The organism is Cupriavidus phytorum, assembly GCF_003254285.1.
Lineage (GTDB): Bacteria > Pseudomonadota > Gammaproteobacteria > Burkholderiales > Burkholderiaceae > Cupriavidus > Cupriavidus phytorum.
In genome coordinates this window covers 55,191-73,575 of sequence record NZ_QKZN01000014.1, presented here as the reverse complement: position 1 = coordinate 73,575, position 18,385 = coordinate 55,191, and the positions used below count along the sequence as shown (strand labels likewise).

Genomic DNA, 18,385 nt, shown 5'->3' with positions numbered 1-18,385 from the left:
TCCGACTCCTTTGGCGGCCTGGCGCGGCGGCGCGCCGGGTCTGCCCAGATGCTGTTGCTGTGTGCCACCGCGACGCTAGCCGGCCACCTCACGGAACGGGTCGAGCCCGAGGTCGATCAGGCGCCGTTCGCGCACCACGATCTCCGCCGTGGCGGTCATGCCATAGCGCAGCGGATACTTGTTGTCGGCCACGGTGTAATAGTCGCGCGCCAGGCGCACGCGACCCTCGTAGACCGGCTGCTTGTCCGGCCCGCCCGGCTTGGTCGCGGGCGAGATGAATTCGAGCGTGCCGTCGATGATCCCGTAGCGCTGGTACGGGAACGCATTGAACTTGAGCTTGACCGGCAGCCCTTCGCGCAGGAAGGCGCGGTCGCGCTCGGCAATCACGATCTTCACCACCGGGCGCGCATCCCTGGGCGCGATGCCGCCCAGCGGCGTATTGGCCTGCACCTTGTCGCCGCGCTGGGTCGAGGTGACATCGGTGATCACGCCGGACACCGGTGCCAGGATCAGCAGGAAGTTGTCCTTGTCGATGTTCTCGAAGCGGATGCGCGCGGCGGCGTCCGCCACCAGGCGGGCGGTCTGCACCTGCAGGCGCAGCTTGTCCTCGGTATTGGCGATCTCGCGCAGCGCCGCGTCATACTGCACGCGCAACCCCGCGAGGTCCTGGCCGCTGCTTTCCAGCTCGGAGCTGGCCTGGGTCAGCTCGCGGCCCAGGCGCGCCTCCAGCTCGCCCAGCCGCGACTGCGCCACGCGCAGGTTGTTGTCCGCGTCCTGCGCCGCGGCACGCTTGGCATCGACCTGCGATTGCGACACCCCGCCGCCGCCGGGCAGCGCCAGCAGGCGCGCATAGCGGTCCTGCTCCTGGCGCGCGAACTCGCGCGCGCGGCGCGCGTTGTCGAGGTTGCTGCGCGCCTCCTGCAGCTGCGCACGCTGCTGCTCGGCCAGCCGCATGGTGCCTTCGGCGATGCGGGTCTCGTGCTGGCGCGTGGCCACGTCGATCTGCTGCTTGAGCGCCGCCGCGCGGCGTTCCATCAGCGCCTTCTTGTCGGGGAACTGCTTCCACTCGCGCTCGGAGTCTTCCAGCTTGAGCTGCGCCTCCAGCGCGTTGGCGGCGGCCTCGATCGCGCCACGCGCATTCAGGCGCGCCAGCACATCGTCCTTGGAGACCGGCTGCCCTTCCGCCACGTAAAGGTCGGCCAGCTCGCCGTCCACCGGCGCATAGAAGCGCCGCACCTCGGATTCCGGCGCCAGCGTACCCTGCGCGGTGACGATGACATCGGCGTGGCCGACGAAGGACCAGACCAGCCCGCACAGCACCAGCGCGAAGGTGGTGACGATGGTCAGCAGGCCCAGGCGCGACGGCTCGGCGCTGAGCAGGCCGATGCCCTCGGCGCCGTGGTCTTCGAGCGCCTCGGACAATGGCTTGAGGCCGGCGTGGCGGGCATCGTCCTTCATGGCTTCCCCACTGCCCCGGATGGCGGGACCTTGGCCGCAGCCGCGGACGCAGCCGCGACGGACTCGGGCGCCTTGCCGGTGTCTTCACCGCCGATCAGCGCGAGCTTGGCCTTGAGCACGGCGGGGTCGAGCACGGTGCTTAGCTCGCGCAGCGCGTGCCGCTGCTGCTCCGCCTCGGCGCGGATCTCCTGCTCGACCTTGGCCAGCTGCGCCAGGTCGGCGCTTTCGCCGGCACGCAGTTGCGTGAAGATGCGCATGCCCTGGCGCGCGTCGTCCTGCGCCTGCGACAGCAGCCGCGCCTGCGCACGGAACTTCGGCGAGATGCCGGGCTCCAGCCGCTGCTCGCCGCCGATCACGCCGTTGGCGCGATACTGCTTCCACGCCGCGAGCGCGCTCGCCATCAGCTCGCGCGCGCGGCGCAGGGCGCTGTCGCGCACGCCGTTGACATCGGCCTCGACCGCCTTGGCGAAATAGCCGTCCTCCTCCGCCTCGAGCATGGCGTAGAAATCTAGCAGGCGGTCCTCGTAGCCACGGCTGCCGCGCGCGGACTGCAACGCGGCATACTGCGCCGCGACCTTCTGCTTGTGCGCGACGTCGCGCGCGAGGTCATCGGCCCACGGTCCGCCGCGGATCTGCCCGAGCGCGGCCAGCGCTGCGGTGCTGTCGCCGCGCTGCCACGCGCGGGACGCGTTCGCATACGCGCGCGCCATCTCCGGCGGCGGCAGGCGCGCGCCCAGGCTGGCCAGCTGCGCCTGGAACGGGGGCGTGGCGAAACGGCTGTCGGCCAGCCGCGCCACCAGCTGCCCCGGCCGGCGCGCGCGCAATGCCTGCAGCAGGCCGGTGTAGCGATCCAGGTCCGACTGCAGCCGGTCCAGGCCGGCCAGGCGCGGATACTTGTCGCGGTATTCGGCCAGCACCGGCTGCAAGGCCTCCGGGCGGTCGCGGCCCAGTTCGGCAGCGATGGTGGCATTGAGCCGGTCGATCGCCGCCAGATAGACCGAGGCATCGTTCTGCAGCCGGCGCACATCGCTGAGCGCATCGGCATACAGGTCGCGGAACGCCGGCACGTCGGCGGCGATGCGCCCGAGCGCGCGCTGGTGCGCGGCCGTGTCCTGGTTCCAGTACGCCAGCAGCTGGCGCATCGGCGTTTCGTCGGTGTAGAGCCGGATCGGCGCATCGGCACCGCGCGGCGCGGTGAAGCGCTCGAGCCTGCCGACCCAGTCGAGCTCGGCCACCAGTGGCCGTGCTTCCGCGTTGTGCGTGCTGAGCTGGCGCAGGCGCGCCAGCACGGCATCGGCGCCGGCCATGTCGGCGCCCTTCAGCCTGGCGGCAAAGTCCGGCACGTACGCACGCAACAGGGCCTCGGTACCGATGGCCTGGACCTCGACATCGTCGGGATGCCGCGCCAGATAGCTGTCGGCCGCCTGCGCCGCGCCGGCGTGGTCGCCCGCGGCGAAGCGCGACTGCACCGCACGCTCCGGCGCGCCACGCCAGTAGACCGCGGCGCCCGCCACCAGCACGAGCAGCAGCAAGGCTGCGCCCCAGCGCGCCATGCGCCGCGTGCGCGCCGGCTGCTCCAGTCCGAACAGCCTCGCCCCTTCCGCCAGCAGCAGCGCGGCACGGCCGCGCGCACGGTGCCCGCCGCGCGCGCCGTCAGCGGCAGCGGTGGCTGCCGCGGCCTGGGCCTCGGCTTCGGTGTTGACCTCGTCCTCCTGGTGGGCGGCGTAGTCGACGCAGAAGATATCGAGGAAGGAATCGGGCGCGCCGACAAAGGTGGTGCGGTCGCCGTCGTCGCGCGCGGGCGGCGTGGCAATCGTGGCAGCCACGGCGGCAGGCGGTGCGGGCGTGCCGGGCGTGGCAGGCGTTTCTGGCGTGTCCGGAAGCTGCAGCAGCGAACGCGTTGCCGTGGCATCGCCGCCGTCGGACCGCACCTGGGCCTGGTAGACAAAGTGGTTGCCACCGAACGCGATCAGGTCGCCATCGTCGAGCGGCACGCCGTGGTCGGCCAGGCGCTTGCCGTTGACGAAGGTGCCATTGGTGCTGCCAAGGTCCTCGACGAAGGGGATGCCGCCCTTCAGGTAGATATGCGCATGGCGCCGCGACAGGTAGTTGACCTGGTGCGGATAGCTGTCGCGAAAACGCGCGAAGGCATCGTCGCCCTTGCTGATCAGGTACGGGAACTGCTCCACGTGCAGCGGCTGCAGCCCGACGTCATGGCGTTCCGGCACCAGCGTCAGCGCCACGCGCGGCGGCTCGGGCCGCAGCGCGCGCGGCGACAGCCGCACCCGGAACGACAGCATCGGCCCGAACGCGACTTCATCGCCATCGCTCAGCTGCGCCGGCTGGCGCGCCACGGCCGTGCCGTTGACGCGCGTGCCGTTCTTGCTGCCGAGGTCCGCCACATAGACTGCGCCATGCTCGGCAAAAATGCGCGCATGGCGCCGCGACAGCGTTGCGGCCAGCGCTTCCGGGTAAGTCGCGAACGGCAACTCGCTGCGGCCGACCGCGAACAGCGCTTCGTCGATGCGGATCTCGCCCAGCTCGGGGCGCGCCACCGGCGTCAGGAAGACATCGAATTCCTGCGCAACGTCCTGCGCAACGTCCTGCGCCTCATGCTGAGCGAGTTCCCGTGCGGATCCCTGGGCCATTTTCACCGGCATTTCCATGATCAGTGCTTCGTCAGGAGCCATGTTTCCAGCGAGCCAACAGCGCGGCTGCCGCGGCGGCGGGCCAGGGGGGATGAAGCGACTAAGAACATAGTAGGCGACGGCCTAGGCTAGTCAATCGGCCACGGCAGGCGTGGTTGGGGTGGCAGCGGCATCGGCTTGCAGCCAGCGGCCGGTGCGCGCGCAGGTGTTGCGCAACGCGTTGCTTGCGCCGGCATCACCTGCGCGCCGGGACGGCATCGCCGGCACCACTTACTGCGGTGGATTCAGGGCGGTGTTGCGCACATCGGCCTCGGGCCAGCCCCCGCCGAGCGCCTTGTAGAGCGTGATGGTGTCGCCCAGGATTTGTTGGTGGACCGCCAACAACTGCAGCTGCGCGGCCAGCAGCGAGCGCTCGGTTTCGAACACTTCGAGCTGCGAGACCACGCCTTCCTTCAGCTGCGCCTCGATCTGCGCGGATACCACGCGCAGCTGTTCCACCTGCTGCTGCAGCTCGATGCGCTGCTTCTTGTGGGCGTCGACGTTGACCAGCGCGGTCTCGACCTCCTCGAACGCGGTCATCACGGTGCGGCCATATTCGTTTTCCGCCACGCCCACCTGCGCCTCGGTGGTCTTCACCCGCGCGCGCACGCCCGGGTCGAGCATCGGCAGGTTGATGCTCGGCATGAAGCCGAAGGTGAAGGACTTGAGCAGGTCGCTCAGGGCGAAGCTGGCGGTGCCGCCGCGCGCGGTCAGGCTGATGCTGGGCAGTTGCGCCAGGCGCGCCTGGCCGACGATGTTGTAGGCGGCCAGCACGCGATACTCCGCCGCCACCACATCCGGGCGCCGCGCCAGTAGCTGCGACGGCAGCCCCGCCGGCACCGGAGGCGGCTGCACGCGGTCCTGCAGCCGCCCTGCCGGCACCTTGAGATTGCCGGCGGGCACGCCCACCAGCGTCGCCAGCGCGTTCTCCGCCACATCGCGCGAACGGCGCAGCTCGAGCAGGTCCTTGTTCAGCCGGTTGATTTCCGCCTGCTGCTGCATCACGCGGATCTTCGGCACCAGCCCGTTCTGGTACATGGCCTGGTAGGTCGACAGGATCTGCCCGTTCCTGGCCACGGTGCGCGACTGCTGCTCGATCTGCTCGTCGAACTGCAGGATCTGGAAGTACGTGGTCGAGACATTGGCCACCAGCGTCAGGTAGCCGGCGCGCCAGTCCGCCTCGGTGGCGCGGAACTCGGCCGTCTGCGCCTGCACGCCCTTCTCGACCTTGCCCCAGATATCGATGTCCCAGTTCAGCTGGGCGCCGGCGCTATAGGTCCAGCTGGATTTCTGCCCGGTGCTTTTCTCGAAGCTCGCGCCCGCGCCGATGTCGATCACCGGCAGCCCGCCGGCGCGGGCCTCGCCGATCTGCGCGTTGGCCACGCGGATGCGCGCCGCCAGCACCTTGATATCGTAGTTGCCGCCAAGCGCGCGTTCGATCAGCTGGTTCAGGTACGGGTCCTTGAAGCCCAGCCACCAGTTGGGCTGCACCGCTTCGGCCGGCGATACCGTGATCGAGTCCTGGCGCGACCATTCGGCCTTGGCAGGCGTTTCGGGGCGCTGGTACACCGGCGGGCGGAAATCGGCGCAACCCGCCAGCAGCGCCAGGCCGGCCGCCAACGTGGCAAGCCAGGCAGCACGGCGCGGCGCGCGGATCACCGCAAGCACGGACGGAGCGATGGGGAATTCGGGCACGATGTGTTCCTGCGTGCGACAGCGGCGTTCGCCAGGGCTGTGCCGGTTCGCCGGTCCAGCGGGGCCGCCGCGTCTGTCTGTATTGTGGTGCGCGCGGGCGCGCGCTCCAACCCCGATCGGCACGGGGTTGGCAAAAGCGCCGCGGGGTCGCCCCCGCGGCGCTGCGCCATCTCAACCATCCTCTCAACGATAGATATTGTTGCTGGCGTTCTGGTTGGTATCCACATGCGAACGGACATGGTCGAGGAAGGCCGAGCCGTTGCCGTTCAGGTTGGTCACGGACTGCATCTGCGCGATCTCCTGCACGGCGGTGATGCTCTTGTCGAACGACAGGTTCAGCGGCTGGAACACGGCCACGAACGGCAGCGCGCGGCCGCCGTGCACGGCGTGCATGCTCTTGCGGTCCAGGGTTTCGACAGTGGTCAGGTCGGCGAGGGTCAGCTTGGTCATGATGGTCTCCGGTAGAGGAAGGGTGTTGCCTGGGGTGTCGGGGTTCGAGCATCGGGTTGGTGTCGCGCTCGGGAGGGACAAACGCAGGGACTGTGCCAGCGCGCCCGCGATGCCGGGGCAAATCGCTGAAGTGCTTGTAAACACGGGGGTTTTTCGTTTCCGGCGCGTCGCCGGGAAGGCCCGCGGCACGATTGCCGCGCGGTGCTGTGGCGGGAGGACGCCAACAGGTTGGAGGATTCGTGTTGGGATCGGGCCAACAACCTGGACCGCTTCCGCGCCAGGTCACCAGCCCGCCTGCCCCAGGCTTACTTCACGTAGATCGTGATCCGCTTCGAATACACCGGCGGATTGGTCGGTATGTGCTTGTCATCGCCCATCAGCAGTTGCAGCGTGTGCTTGCCCGGCGCCAGCTCGATCATGGTCTCGGTCTCGCCCGCGCCGAAATGCAGGTGATTGCGGTCGTTGGGAATTTCCTTGTCCATCGGCGGCAACTCGACGTCGATCAGCAGATGATGGTGCCCGGTATTGGGAAACTTCACGTCCTTGGGCGCCACCCCCATGTTGCGCAGCCCGAACCACACCTTGAACGGCTTGCCGGCGGGCAGGGTCTGCCCGTCATTGGGCCAGCCGATATACAGATAGGCATTGGGCGGCGCAGCCGTGGGGCCGCCCTGCACCCACGCGGACAGCAACAGGCTGACGGCGAAGACAGCCGCGGCAAGTAGTCGGGACATGGCGCTCTCCCTGTTTGATGATCGGCCTGCGCCGGCGTGCGCGGCGCTCGCTGCGTCGCTATTTCACCGTGATGGTGATCTTCTTCGAATAGATCGGCGGCTCGAACGGAACATGCTTCGCGTCGCCCATCAGCAATTGCAGCGTGTGCTTGCCGGGCGGCAGCTCGATGCGCGCATCGGTCTCGCCCGCGCCGAAGTGCAGGTGGTTCTTGTCCGAAGGGATTTCCTTGTCGAGGGGCGGCAGCTCGGTATCGATCAGCAGGTGATGGTGTCCGCAGCGCGGCGATTCGACGCCCTTGGGGCACACGCCCATATTGCGCAGGCCCATGCGCACCCAGAACTTGCCGCCGCCGATGACAGCGCCGTCGTACGGCCAGATGATATAAACCTCGGCATTGGGCGGAGCTGCCGTCGACAACGACAGCGACGGCGCGGCGGCCAGCGTGGCGGCCGCCAGCAGGCGGATCAGGAATCGTCTGGACATACGCGTCGCCTCCCCGAGAGCTATCCCGAAACCCGATCACGTTGTCCCGAAAGCCCCTTGTTGTTGCTTGTTGGTCAGCGCTCGGCGATTCGTCATTCAGGTTAGAACGCAAGCGCGGAAAAGGCGACCCCCGCGTGCCGCGGCGGCCCGGCGATGCCCCGCCGCATCCACACGCGCTGTGCTATCTTGAAGCAAGCCGGTCGGCGTCCTGGCCACACACCGATGTGCCCAGCGCATGCCGGCGGCGACGGCATGCATTGGAATCGCGGCGGCTCCAGCGAGGTGTGAAGATGTGGCGCAACCTACCAGTGGTACGCGTGGCTGCGATGATACCGGTTGCCGCCGTGGCAGCACTGCTCGCCACGGCAATGCCCGCGGCAGGCGAATCGATGCAAGCCCGGACCCTGCTCGCCGGCATCATGCCGAAGAACACCGACGAGCAGTATGAGCTGAGCTTCTGGGAATCGATCAAGAACAGCAACCACGCTGCCGATTACGAGGCCTACCTGAAGCAGTACCCCAACGGCCGCTTCGCGGGACTGGCCAGGGCACGGATCGAGCGCCTGGGGGGCAGCGCGCCCGCACCCAAGGCGCAGGCACCTGCGCCGCAGCCGCGCGCCGGCGCCACTGGCAGCGGACAGGCCTCGCGATCCCCCGCACCTGCAACGGCTTCGGCTCCGCCGGCCAAGGCTGCGCCGCCCGCGGCCGCGCGTCCCTCAACTCCAGCACCAGCACCCGCACCGCGTGCCGCGGGCGACGGCGTCGTCAGCACCACGCTACGCACCGCCGAAATCCGCGATTGCCCGGCCTGCCCGGCGCTGGTCACGGTGCCGGCAGGCAGCTTCACCATGGGCAGCAACGCCAGCGATCCGGCCGAAAAGCCGCCGCATCAGGTCGCCATCGCGCAACCCTTTGCCATCGGCCGCTATGAAGTCACGGTCGAGCAATGGAACGCGTGTGCCGACGCCGGCGGCTGCCAGCGCATTCCCACCGTCGCCGACAGCGCGAAGAACGCGCCGGTACGCGACGTCAGCTGGGACGACGCGCAGCAGTACGTGGCGTGGCTCAGCAAAACCACCGGCAAGAGCTACCGGCTGCCCACCGAAGCGGAATGGGAATACGCGGCGCGCGGCGGCAGTGCCACCACTTACTGGTGGGGCGACCAGATGCGCAAGGGCAATGCCAACTGCAAGGACTGCGGCGATCCGTGGAGCCAGGATGCGCCGGCCCCGGTGGGCTCGTTCGCGGCCAATCCCTACGGTCTGCATGACGTCAACGGCAGCGTGTGGGAATGGGTGGCCGATTGCTGGCACAGCTCGTACAAGGGCGCGCCCGCCGACGGGCGCGCATGGAACGAGAACGCCTGCGGCGCGCGTGTCATCCGCGGCGGCTCGTGGCGCGAAGGCGCCAGCTACATGGTGTCGTCGACCCGCTTCAAATACAGCCCGAGCGTGCGGCAATCGCAGAACGGCTTTCGCGTGGCACGCGACATGAAGTAGCAAGCCGCTGCGGCGCAAAGCGCAAGTCCCTGTGGCTGTGGCCGGCACCGTCAGCGCGCGCGCGTCGAAATCTGTACCAGGTCCGCGCTGATGCGGTCGCGGCCATAGGTGCGCGCCATCTGCGCCAGCGGCTTTTCCAGCGCGCGCAAATAGTCCTGACGCGATTCGACCTCGGCACGGCGCGACGCGAACAGCGGCGCGGGCGTGGTCAGCAGCACCACCAGTTCGTTGCCGAAGGGCGGTGAAACGATCCAGTCGCCGCTGTCGCCAATGGTGGCGTGATGCGCGGGCGGCGCCTGGTGGGCGGGAATGCGCTGGCTCGGCACCATATGCGCGACCTTGCCGTCCGCGGCGAAGTAGTCGACGTAAACGTAGGAATCCTTCCCCGGCGTGCGCAGCTCGAGCACCATCGGCGTGCCCTCGGTCAGTTGCGTGCCCTTGCCGCGCAATTGCAGCGACGACGCCGTGTCGCCCTGCCGGTTGCCCGACCAGTACGGCGCGATCATCGCGGCCACTTCGCATTTGTCGGCGGCGAGCGGCTGGGCGTCGACCACCACCTCGCGCAGCCCCCTGGCCCCCGGCAAGCCGCTGAGCTGTTCGCGCAGGCGCGCGGCCCCCACGCTCTCGGCGAGGTAGCCACGCACGTGCAGGGTCTGGTCCTGGCGCGCGCCGGCAAGCAGCGAGCACGGCACCGCGGCCAGCAGCTTGCCGACCTCGGCCATCGACAATTCCGCCGCAGCGGCTGGCGCGGGCGCCGGCGGCGCCGGCACGGGCGGCGCCGGCACGGGCGCGGCGGACGGCTTCGCCGCCGGCGCGGCAGCGCTGAGCGGCGCGGTCGCGCCGGCATCCGCGGCCGGGGCTTCGGCTGGCCGCTGCGACTGCCAGGCGTAGTAGCCGAGTGCCGCCACGCCAGCCAGCGCGGTCAGCACGCCACCGGCCACCAGCGGTCCGGAGCGGCGCGCCGGGCCGCGGCTCACGGCCGGCGCCACGCTCATGCCCTGCAGGAAGCGCGCGACCGTCGGCGTGCGCGTCTCGCGGTCGAGCGAAAGTGCTTCACGCAGGGTCTTCCATTGCGTGCGGCCCAGCTGCGGCAGCGGCGCCGGCTTGAGCCCCGCTTCGCGCGCCTGGTTGGCCGACAGCCGCTGGTAGGGATGCTTGCCGCTCAGCAGTTCGTAGGTCACGCAGGCCAGTGCATAGATATCGTCGCGGGGGTCGGGCTCGCGATGCTCGAACATCTCGGGGCTGGCATAGGCCGGCGTCATGCCGCCCAGCGAACCGGGATCGAATACGGTGCGGTCGGACTCGTCGGCCGGCGGCAGGAAGCCGCGCGCGATGCCGAAGTCGATCACCTTGACCTCGCCGTTGCCGGTCAGGAAGACGTTGGCGGGCTTGAAGTCGCAGTGCACGAAGCCGCGCTCGTGCGCATACGCCAGCGCATTGCCCATGCCCTGGATGATGGGCATGGCGCGCGCCATCGGCATGCCGGCAAAGCCCGGGGCCTTGAGCACATGGTTGAGCGACGAGCCCGACAGGTACTCCATGGTGAGGAAGACCACCGGCCCGTCGCGGTCGAAGTCATAGACCGTGACGATGTTCCGGTGCGCCAGCGTCTGCGCCTTGCGCGCCTCGCGCTGCAGCGCCATCAGCGACTTGGGATGGCCGCTGAATTGCAGGTTCAGCACCTTGATGGCGATATAGGGCCGGCGGTCCGAGGCTTCCAGCTTGCGCAGGTCGAGCGCCTTGTAGACCGTGCCCATGCCGCCCACGCCCAGGCATTCCTCCAGCACGAAGCGGCCGTTGAGCGTATCGCCCACGCCCTTGGTGGCCGGCGTCTGCGGCAGCGTGCCGGGCTCGGGCGAGGCCGCATACATCGAGCCGGTCTCGGTGCCGGCCAGGCGCGTGGCGTCGGTGGCGCCGTCGCCATCGCGGTTGTATTGGGTGGCGCCGCGGCGCTCGATGCGCCGCATGACTTCGGCATAGACCGCGGGCGGAAACGGAAAGCGCGTGTTTTCCTCGATCACCACCCGGGCCGCCTGGCTCGGCGTGGTGGGGTCTTGCGCCAGCGCCGTTTCGAATGACGCGACGAACTCGTCGTCGGAGAGACCACCGTTCTGGAACTTGCGGATCAGGTCTTTGAGACTGGCCACGGAATGCCCTGACATGGTTGCTGGCAGGGCCTGTCCCACCGTGCGGATATGCCCTCTCCTCGCTGGATACTAGTGCGCACCCAAGGCATGCGCAAACCATGCGAGGACGGCATGCGACCGCGCCCCGGCGCGCTTTGCATGCGCCATCGCCGCCAGCGCGCGCCACTGTCGCGGCGGCACCAACACCGGCGCCGCCAGTGTTGGCCGCGGCCCGTCACAGCGGGCCGCCGGCAGCGCCGCGCGGGCCGTGCCCGCGAGCCGACATCGGCCGCGAATACCCCTTGTTTTCAGGCACTTGCACGCGCGCGGCGCGAGTGTCCATGGCCCTGGCACAGTCCCTGCGTTTGTCCCTCCCGAGCGCGACACCAACCCGATGCTCGAACCCCAAACCCAAGGCAACACCTTCCTCTACTGGAGACCATCATGACCACGCTGACCATCAACGACCTGTCCTCCGCCGCAACCCTCGACAGCAAGCGCATGCACGCCGTGCGCGGCGGCATGTCGTACCTGCCCTTCGCCGCCGTCTACAGCCCGGTAAAGCTGTCGGTCGACAAGAGCATCACCGCCGTGCAGGAGATCGCGCAGATGCAGTCCGTCACCAACCTGAACGGCAACGGCTCGGCCTTCCTGGATCACGTCAAGTCCGACGTGCGCACCAACCAGAACGCCACCAACAACATCTTCGGCTGAGCATCGCGCCCAGCCCACCGAACCCAGACACTCACTACCGATACCGGAGACCATCATGACCACGCTGACCATCCAGGACCTGTCCGCCGCCGCAACCCTCGACCGCAAGCGCATGCACGCCGTGCGCGGCGGCATGTCGTACCTGCCCTTCGCCGCCGTCTACATGCCGATCAAGGCGTCGGTCGACAAGAGCATCAGCGCCGTGCAGAGCATCGCGCAGATGCAGTCCGTCACCAACCTGAACGGCAATGGCTCGGCCTTCCTGGACCACGTCAAGTCCGACGTGCACACCAACCAGAACGCCACCAACAACATCTTCGGCTGAAACCCGATGCGCAGCGCGCGGAGACCCTGCCTGACCGCAGCAAACTCCGCGCCTGCCACCCCCACACCGATTCCAAGGAGCACCATCATGTCAACCATCCTCGTCCGCGACCTTGCCCTGAGCAAGGAACTCGACCGTGCCTCGCTGGGCGCCGTACGCGGCGGCAGCTCGTGGCTCAGCCGCGGTGTCGGCGATGTCGGCCCGCTCGCCAATGTCACTGTCAACGTCAACCAGAACATCGCGCAGCTGCAAAGCATCAACGTCAACACGCTCAACAACAGCTTTGTCGGCCCCGGCGTCGGCCCGGTGCGCGTCAACGTCAACCCGTCGCAATGGGCCGGCAACTTCGCCGCCGTCTGAGCGCAGCGCGCGGCGGCCCGCGGCAGGATCGCGGGACCGCCTCGCCGCCTATACTGAAGCGGTCCCGCGGCCGCAAGGCCGTGGTCCCGCTTGACCGGAGACAGCCATGGCAGTGATCGTCATCAAGGATTTGCCCGACAGCATGGATCTCGACCGGCAGGCCATGACCACCATCCTCGGTGGCGGGCGCAGCGCCGGCGGCCAGGCATGGCATGGCTTGCGGCGCCAGGGCGCCGCGCGCATCGTCGACTACCCCGGCGGTTTGCCCGGCAACCGCCATGTCATGCCGCGCGAGGCGCCGCTCGGCCGGCTGCCGCGCAAGTCCGCGGGCAAGGATGCCGGGGACTGAAGCGAACCGCCGGCCCAAATGAAAAGCCCGCCATCTCTGGCGGGCTTTGGATGCGGACGGGCCCGGACCGCCTGGGTCACGCGGTCAGCAGTTCGGTCATTCTGTATCCATGCAGGCTTCCCATGATTCCGCCCATGACGCGGACGCCCATCCGGACCACCCGGAGAGTCGCAGGAAGACTGGCGCCTGGAGTCAATGACCGCAGTGCTTGCCGCGAACAGCGGCGCAATGCCGCTGAAGGAGGTCAAGCGGGAACGTTTTCGTCCGCCCCGTGCGGGCATCCTGTGTGCTCGCGCCTAAAGTATAGGCGGGGCATTTCCGCTTTCAACCAGCGGGCCGGCCGCTGCTGCACAGGTGACGCAGCGCTGACATATCCGGTTACGTTTTCGCAGTGCAACAAAATTCTGGCACTCTGCTATAATCCGCGCCGTGAGTTTCGCAACTGTGAGATCCGCCAAGCGCCCGGCTTCCTGCCGCGGCGAATCCGCTGCCCTCCCAAGCTCTGTTTCCTCGCTGCCGGACGCCTAGTCATCACAATATGGCCCCAGCCGCCCAGCAGAACGCACCGCTCACCTGACGTCGCCTCGTCTCCGATCCTGTTGAACAGCCTGAACTGAGCTGTTTGCCTGCCAGGGACATGGCCGGACCGCCCCGCGGTACCCAGCCACCACCCTGCCTGCCGCCGTACTGCCAGCTGTGTCTGTCGTAACGGCCTCACCGATTGGCGCCGAAGCCTTTTTAAGACTTTGCACTGCGCCCACCCCATTCTGCGTTCCGGGGTGCCATGCATTTATTTGACCATTCCGACATGACCCAGCACGACATTCGTGCGGAGCAAGCTATTGCCTCCGCGACCGACGCTTCGATCACTTCCGACGCTGCCCAGAGCCCGCTCGACAAGCTCGACGCCCTGCTCAACCCCAGCGCGGCAGTGGCAGCCCCGGCCGTGGACAGCGGTTTCGCCGCGCTTGGCCTCGACGCGGCCATCCTGCGCGCGCTCTCCGACCTGAACTACAACTCGCCCACGCCGGTGCAGGCCCAGGCCATCCCGGCCTTCCTGGCCGGCCGCGACCTGCTGGTCTCGAGCCAGACCGGCTCGGGCAAGACCGCCGCGTTCATGCTGCCGGCGATCCAGCGCATCAGCGAAATGCCGGCGCCGCAGCGCCCGACCGAGCCCGCCAAGCGCATGAAGGGCAAGCGTCCGCGTCCGGCTCCGGCCCAGCCGGCGCTGCTGGTGCTGACGCCGACGCGCGAACTGGCGCTGCAGGTGACCGAGGCCGCCGCCAAGTACGGCCGCAACCTGCGCCGCATCGTCTGCGCCAGCATCCTGGGCGGCATGCCCTACCCCAAGCAGCTGGCCATGCTGGCCAAGATGCCTGACATCCTGGTGGCGACGCCGGGCCGCCTGCTCGACCATATCGACGCCGGCCGCATCGACCTGTCGGCGCTGCAGATGCTGGTGTTCGACGAAGCCGACCGCATGCTCGACATGGGCTTTGCCGACGACATCGACGCCATCGTCAACGCCACCCCGGCCGCGCGCCAGACGCTGATGTTCTCGGCCACGCTGGATGCGCGCATCGCCCAGCTGGCGTCGCGCCAGCTGAAGGACCCGCAGCGCATCGAGATCGCCGCGGCCCGCGCCGACCAGAGCCATATCGAGCAGCGCCTGCACTTCACCGACGACATGTCGCACAAGGAGCGCCTGCTGGACCACCTGCTGCGCGACGCGTCGCTCAAGCAGGCGATCGTCTTCACCGCGACCAAGCGCGATGCCGATTCGCTGGCCGAGCGCCTCTCGGACACCGGCTTCTCGGCCGGCGCGCTGCACGGCGACATGACCCAGGGCGCGCGCAACCGCACCCTGACCGCGCTGCGCCGCGGCAACCTGCGCGTGCTGGTGGCCACCGACGTGGCCGCGCGCGGCATCGACGTGCCCGATATCACCCACGTGGTCAACTTCGACCTGCCCAAGCAGGCCGAGGACTATGTGCACCGCATCGGCCGTACCGGCCGCGCGGGCCGCTCGGGCATCGCCATCAACCTGGTCAACCACAACGACATGTTCCAGTGGAAGCGCATCGAGCGCTTCACCAACAATCGCGTCGACGCTTCGGTGATCGAAGGCCTGGAGCCGCGTCGCTCACCCAAGCCGCGCTCGAACTTCGGCGGCAAGCCGGGTGGCGGCCGCGGTGACTTCCGTGGCAACGGCGGCGGCAATGGCGGCTACCGTGGCGGCGAACGCAGCTTCGGCGACCGCAAGTTCGGCGGCGACAACCGCACCGGCTTCGGCGAGCGCAAGTTCGGCGGCGACAGCCGCGGCTTCGGCAACCGCACCGAAGGCGCGCGCCCGTTCGGCGACGACAACCGTGGCGGCTTTGGCAACCGTGAAGGCGGCTACCGTGGCCAGGGCGGCCAGGGTACCGGCTACCGCGGCGCCAGCGACGGCGCGCGCGGTTTCGGCAACCGTGAAGGCGGCCGCACGTTTGGCGACGATAACCGCGGCGGCTTCGGCAATCGTGACGGCAACCGCGGCTTCGGCGACAGCCGTGGCAACGGCGGCGGCTACCGTGGCAATGGTGGCAATGGCGAAGGCCGCAGCTTCGGCAACCGCGACGGCAACCGCGGCTTTGGCGGTGGCTTCGGTGGCAATGGTGGCGGCAACCGCAACAGCCGCTCGCGTTACGAGCGTTGAGCGCGCGGTGCGCTGAGCGCACCTGCCGCATGACAAAACAGGGCACCCTCGGGTGCCCTGTTTTTTTTGTGCCGGCGCGGTGTTACATCGCGCAGGTACGAAAGCCGATGAAGGACAGGTCGTCCTCGGGCAGCCGCGCCCAGCGCGCGCGCACATGGCGCAGCCGCGCCGGGCTGGCGAACGACACCCCGCGCACCGCCTGGTGCGTGCCGAAGCGCCCCACCATGTCGCCATCGGACGGCGCGGCGACAAAGCCGGCATATGGCTCGTACGGCGTGGCGGTCCACTCGCGCAGCGCGCCCCACTGCAGGCCGCGGTTCTGGGTCGCGGCGAGTTCCCATTCCGATTCCGCCGGCAGGCGCCGGCCGGCCCAGATGCACCACGCCTGTGCCTCGTACAGCGTGACGTGGCGCACCGCCTCGTCCGGATTGAGCGTGCGCAGGGTGCCGAAGCGCTCCAGCATCCATGCGCGCGACTCCGGATGGCGCGACCAGTAGCGCGGCGCGGAGCGTTCCTGCGTCATCAGCCATTGCCGTCCCGCCGACGACCACCAGGCCGGATGCTCGTAGCCGCCGTCCTCGACGAACTCAAGGAACTGCGCGTTGCTGACCAGCGCCATGTCGATTTCGAACGCGGGCACGTAGGTCGGCTGGGGCGGCAGTTCATCGGGCCAGGCAAAGCCGTCGGCATCGCTCCAGCCGAGCGTGAAGCGCCCGCCCGGGAAATGCAGCGTGCCGCCATGTCCGGCAGCCGCCGCCGGCGCCGCCCCGGCGGCCTCGGCGGGGGCCATGCCAAGCGCCTGCAGCAGCGCGGCCACGCCCTCGCCCTGCGCGTCTTCATGCAGCAGCGCGCGACGGTACGGGTACAGGGTCAGGTCGGTGTCGTCGGGCAACAGCGCGATCCGGCGCAGCACGCCGTCGAGCACCTCGGCGGCATAGCGCTTGACCACCGCGACGTCGGGCAGCGCGATCTCCCAGCGCTCGTCGGGTCCGATGCGGTCGGGATCGAACCATTCATCGGCGCCATCCAGCAGCGACGGCTCCGATGCCACCGGCACCGGCACGCCGCCGCGATCGACCTGGCGCACGCCGCGCAGGCACCACCACTCCGCATGCCAGGCAACGTGGCCGAGCGTCCACAGCGGCGGGTCGGCATCGTACTGGCGCGGCACGTCCCAGGCGCGGCGGGTCTGCCCGAACGGCGCCAGCCACGCCAGCGTGCGGCTGCGCGTGTCGACCAGGGCCTGCGCCAGCCCTTCGCGCGGCAGCCGGCGCGGGTCCGACCACGTCGCCTTGCCGCCGGTGAAGTAGAGATCGGGAAGCATGGGAAAGCCGCTCATCGGGAAGTCCGCGCAGGGAGTGGAGGGTGGACAGGCAGCGATCCGGACGGCCGCGGGCAACCACGGCCCGGCGGTGGCGCCGCGCCGGACTGCGGCCATTATGACACTACCCGCCCGGCGCGCCGGTCAGCCGCGCGCGTGGAACACCGCAAACCAGCCGCGCGGGTCGGACCAGTGCACCGGGTCGTCGAAACCGGCGGCTTCGAGCAGCAGCGCGAAGTCCTCCGGGCGGTACTTGTACGAATCCTCGGTATGGATGCGCTCGCCCGCGGCGAACTCGCGCGCGCCGCCGTCCCATTGCACGCGCACGTCGCGGCACGCCTGCAGGTGCATCTGGATGCGCGAGGCCGCGCGGTCGAAGCTGGCCTGGTGGCGCCAGTCGTCCAGCGCGAAATCGGTGCCGACGATGCGGTTGACGTTGCGCAGCACATTGCGGTTGAAGGCCGCGGTGACGCCCAGCGCATCGTCATAGGCCGATACCAGCGTGGCTTCGTCCTTGTGCAGGTCCACGCCGATCAGCACGCCGTCGCCGCGCCCGGCCGCGCCGCGCAGGCGCTGCAGCAGCGCCAGCGCTTCCACCGGAGCGAAATTGCCGATGCTCGAGCCCGGATAGAAGAACAGGCGCCTGCCGCGCCTGACCTGGGCCGGCAGGTCGAACGGCGCGCACAGGTCGGCGCCCAGGCCGAGCATCGGGATCTCGGGATGCTGCTGCTGCAGCGACGACAGCGTCGCGCGCAGGAACTCCACCGAGATATCGACCGCCACGTACTGCGCCGGGCGCAAGCTGCCGAACAGCCGCGCCGCCTTCTCGCAGTTGCCCGCGCCCAGGTCCACCAGCACGCAGCCGCTGCCCGCGCGCGCCGCGATGGCTGGCGCCGCGCTGGCAAAGATCGCGGCCTCGGTGCGGGTCGGGTAGTACTCGGGCAGGTCGGTGATGGCTTCGAACAGGCGCGAGCCCAGCACGTCGTAGAAAAACTTGGGACTGATCGCCGCCTGCGCGGCGCGCAGGCCTGACAGCACCTGCTCGCGCAGCGCGCCGCTGTCTTCGCGGTACTGCTGCACGAACTCCGGCTGCGGCGGGCGCTGCGCGCGGCCGTTGGCCAGCGCCACCAGCGCGGGCGGCGCCACGGCATGGCCGTTATGGTGGTTCAGGGACGGGAGAGGTGTCTGCGGGGCTTTGTGGTGCGAGGGCGGGTTGGGCGGGTTCGGGACAACCGGCATGTCGTTTCCTTGTGTGGTCGCAAATGGGCACTGCTTCACTGCGTATTCCCCAAGGCCGCGCTGTGCATGTCGTGCGCGCCGGTCTCCGCAATGCGCGCCTGTGCTGTCCGGGGCGCATCGGTCGGAGCCGAACCTCAAGGATAGGCCGATCCGGCGGATCGCGCAGCCCCAGGGCGGGCCCGATACAAAATCGCCGCCCACGCGCCGGCGCCCCGGCACGGCCGCATGGCGCGCCGGGGCGAGACGATT

15 protein-coding genes are annotated in these 18,385 nt (G+C 69.3%); 6 read left to right on the top strand and 9 right to left on the bottom strand.

Features of this window, described 5'->3' with window-relative positions; genetic code table 11:
* Positions 1 to 75: 75 nt before the first annotated feature.
* The 6 genes from C7416_RS25295 to C7416_RS25270 all read right to left on the bottom strand — a co-directional run bounded on the left by C7416_RS25295 (position 76) and on the right by C7416_RS25270 (position 7,508).
* Complete coding sequence (locus C7416_RS25295; protein WP_111521426.1) at positions 76 to 1,458, bottom strand: beta-barrel domain-containing protein; 1,383 nt, start codon at positions 1,456 to 1,458, stop codon at positions 76 to 78.
* Positions 1,455 to 4,148 carry an FHA domain-containing protein gene (locus tag C7416_RS25290; RefSeq protein WP_111521425.1) on the bottom strand — a complete coding sequence of 898 codons (2,694 nt, stop codon included), beginning with the start codon at positions 4,146 to 4,148 and terminating at the stop codon, positions 1,455 to 1,457. Before C7416_RS25290 ends, C7416_RS25295 begins: the two co-directional genes overlap by 4 nt.
* 228 nt (positions 4,149 to 4,376) lie before the next feature.
* The gene (locus C7416_RS25285; RefSeq protein ID WP_111521424.1) at positions 4,377 to 5,840 is read right to left on the bottom strand and encodes an efflux transporter outer membrane subunit; all 1,464 of its coding nucleotides are present in this window, start codon (positions 5,838 to 5,840) and stop codon (positions 4,377 to 4,379) included.
* A 183-nt stretch (positions 5,841 to 6,023) separates the two neighbouring features.
* Entirely contained in the window at positions 6,024 to 6,290 is a 267-nt protein-coding gene (locus tag C7416_RS25280) for a hypothetical protein (RefSeq protein WP_062801207.1), read from the bottom strand.
* Between the two features lie 305 nt (positions 6,291 to 6,595).
* Positions 6,596 to 7,024: a DUF4399 domain-containing protein gene (locus C7416_RS25275; RefSeq protein WP_092307142.1), complete on the bottom strand. Its 429-nt coding sequence runs from the start codon at positions 7,022 to 7,024 to the stop codon at positions 6,596 to 6,598.
* Positions 7,025 to 7,082: 58 nt separating this feature from the next.
* On the bottom strand, positions 7,083 to 7,508 hold the full coding sequence (locus tag C7416_RS25270) for a DUF4399 domain-containing protein (protein WP_111521423.1): 426 nt from the start codon (positions 7,506 to 7,508) through the stop codon (positions 7,083 to 7,085).
* A 290-nt stretch (positions 7,509 to 7,798) separates the two neighbouring features.
* Between C7416_RS25270 and C7416_RS25265 the strand changes: the two genes are divergently transcribed.
* Complete coding sequence (locus tag C7416_RS25265; protein ID WP_111521422.1) at positions 7,799 to 9,007, top strand: formylglycine-generating enzyme family protein; 1,209 nt, start codon at positions 7,799 to 7,801, stop codon at positions 9,005 to 9,007.
* Between the two features lie 50 nt (positions 9,008 to 9,057).
* Here C7416_RS25265 and C7416_RS25260 read toward each other — a convergent pair whose 3' ends face one another.
* Positions 9,058 to 11,169, bottom strand: coding sequence for a serine/threonine protein kinase (locus C7416_RS25260; protein WP_111521421.1), 2,112 nt, complete (start codon positions 11,167 to 11,169; stop codon positions 9,058 to 9,060).
* Between the two features lie 408 nt (positions 11,170 to 11,577).
* Here C7416_RS25260 and C7416_RS25255 point away from each other — a divergent pair, with 408 nt between their 5' ends.
* From C7416_RS25255 to C7416_RS25235, 5 genes are all read left to right on the top strand, one after another.
* Positions 11,578 to 11,847: a hypothetical protein gene (locus tag C7416_RS25255; RefSeq protein ID WP_111521420.1), complete on the top strand. Its 270-nt coding sequence runs from the start codon at positions 11,578 to 11,580 to the stop codon at positions 11,845 to 11,847.
* A gap of 55 nt (positions 11,848 to 11,902) precedes the next feature.
* Positions 11,903 to 12,172, top strand: coding sequence for a hypothetical protein (locus C7416_RS25250; RefSeq protein ID WP_111521419.1), 270 nt, complete (start codon positions 11,903 to 11,905; stop codon positions 12,170 to 12,172).
* A gap of 87 nt (positions 12,173 to 12,259) precedes the next feature.
* Positions 12,260 to 12,532 carry a hypothetical protein gene (locus tag C7416_RS25245; protein ID WP_062801221.1) on the top strand — a complete coding sequence of 91 codons (273 nt, stop codon included), beginning with the start codon at positions 12,260 to 12,262 and terminating at the stop codon, positions 12,530 to 12,532.
* A gap of 106 nt (positions 12,533 to 12,638) precedes the next feature.
* A complete protein-coding gene (locus C7416_RS25240) occupies positions 12,639 to 12,881 on the top strand; it encodes a hypothetical protein (protein ID WP_111521418.1) in 243 nt (80 codons plus the stop codon).
* An 808-nt stretch (positions 12,882 to 13,689) separates the two neighbouring features.
* A complete protein-coding gene (locus C7416_RS25235; protein ID WP_111521417.1) occupies positions 13,690 to 15,576 on the top strand; it encodes a DEAD/DEAH box helicase in 1,887 nt (628 codons plus the stop codon).
* 82 nt (positions 15,577 to 15,658) lie between these two features.
* On the opposite strand, the gene C7416_RS25230 is transcribed toward C7416_RS25235, so the two are convergent.
* Both C7416_RS25230 and egtD read right to left on the bottom strand, forming a co-directional pair.
* Entirely contained in the window at positions 15,659 to 16,915 is a 1,257-nt protein-coding gene (locus C7416_RS25230) for an SUMF1/EgtB/PvdO family nonheme iron enzyme (RefSeq protein ID WP_111521416.1), read from the bottom strand.
* Between the two features lie 126 nt (positions 16,916 to 17,041).
* Positions 17,042 to 18,136 carry an L-histidine N(alpha)-methyltransferase gene (gene egtD / locus C7416_RS25225; RefSeq protein WP_111521415.1) on the bottom strand — a complete coding sequence of 365 codons (1,095 nt, stop codon included), beginning with the start codon at positions 18,134 to 18,136 and terminating at the stop codon, positions 17,042 to 17,044.
* Positions 18,137 to 18,385 lie beyond the last annotated feature (249 nt).

Excerpts from the sequence above, each read along its gene's own strand:
- C7416_RS25240 (WP_111521418.1), top strand. The coding sequence starts at position 12,639 with ATGGCAGTGATCGTCATCAAGGATTTGCCCGACAGCATGGATCTCGAC.
- C7416_RS25260 (WP_111521421.1), bottom strand. The coding sequence starts at position 11,169 with ATGTCAGGGCATTCCGTGGCCAGTCTCAAAGACCTGATCCGCAAGTTC.
- C7416_RS25230 (WP_111521416.1), bottom strand. The coding sequence starts at position 16,915 with ATGAGCGGCTTTCCCATGCTTCCCGATCTCTACTTCACCGGCGGCAAG.
- C7416_RS25270 (WP_111521423.1), bottom strand. The coding sequence starts at position 7,508 with ATGTCCAGACGATTCCTGATCCGCCTGCTGGCGGCCGCCACGCTGGCC.
- C7416_RS25255 (WP_111521420.1), top strand. The coding sequence starts at position 11,578 with ATGACCACGCTGACCATCAACGACCTGTCCTCCGCCGCAACCCTCGAC.
- C7416_RS25265 (WP_111521422.1), top strand. The coding sequence starts at position 7,799 with ATGTGGCGCAACCTACCAGTGGTACGCGTGGCTGCGATGATACCGGTT.
- C7416_RS25290 (WP_111521425.1), bottom strand. The coding sequence starts at position 4,148 with ATGGCTCCTGACGAAGCACTGATCATGGAAATGCCGGTGAAAATGGCC.
- C7416_RS25275 (WP_092307142.1), bottom strand. The coding sequence starts at position 7,024 with ATGTCCCGACTACTTGCCGCGGCTGTCTTCGCCGTCAGCCTGTTGCTG.
- C7416_RS25280 (WP_062801207.1), bottom strand. The coding sequence starts at position 6,290 with ATGACCAAGCTGACCCTCGCCGACCTGACCACTGTCGAAACCCTGGAC.
- egtD (WP_111521415.1), bottom strand. The coding sequence starts at position 18,136 with ATGCCGGTTGTCCCGAACCCGCCCAACCCGCCCTCGCACCACAAAGCC.
- C7416_RS25245 (WP_062801221.1), top strand. The coding sequence starts at position 12,260 with ATGTCAACCATCCTCGTCCGCGACCTTGCCCTGAGCAAGGAACTCGAC.
- C7416_RS25295 (WP_111521426.1), bottom strand. The coding sequence starts at position 1,458 with ATGAAGGACGATGCCCGCCACGCCGGCCTCAAGCCATTGTCCGAGGCG.
- C7416_RS25250 (WP_111521419.1), top strand. The coding sequence starts at position 11,903 with ATGACCACGCTGACCATCCAGGACCTGTCCGCCGCCGCAACCCTCGAC.
- C7416_RS25235 (WP_111521417.1), top strand. The coding sequence starts at position 13,690 with ATGACCCAGCACGACATTCGTGCGGAGCAAGCTATTGCCTCCGCGACC.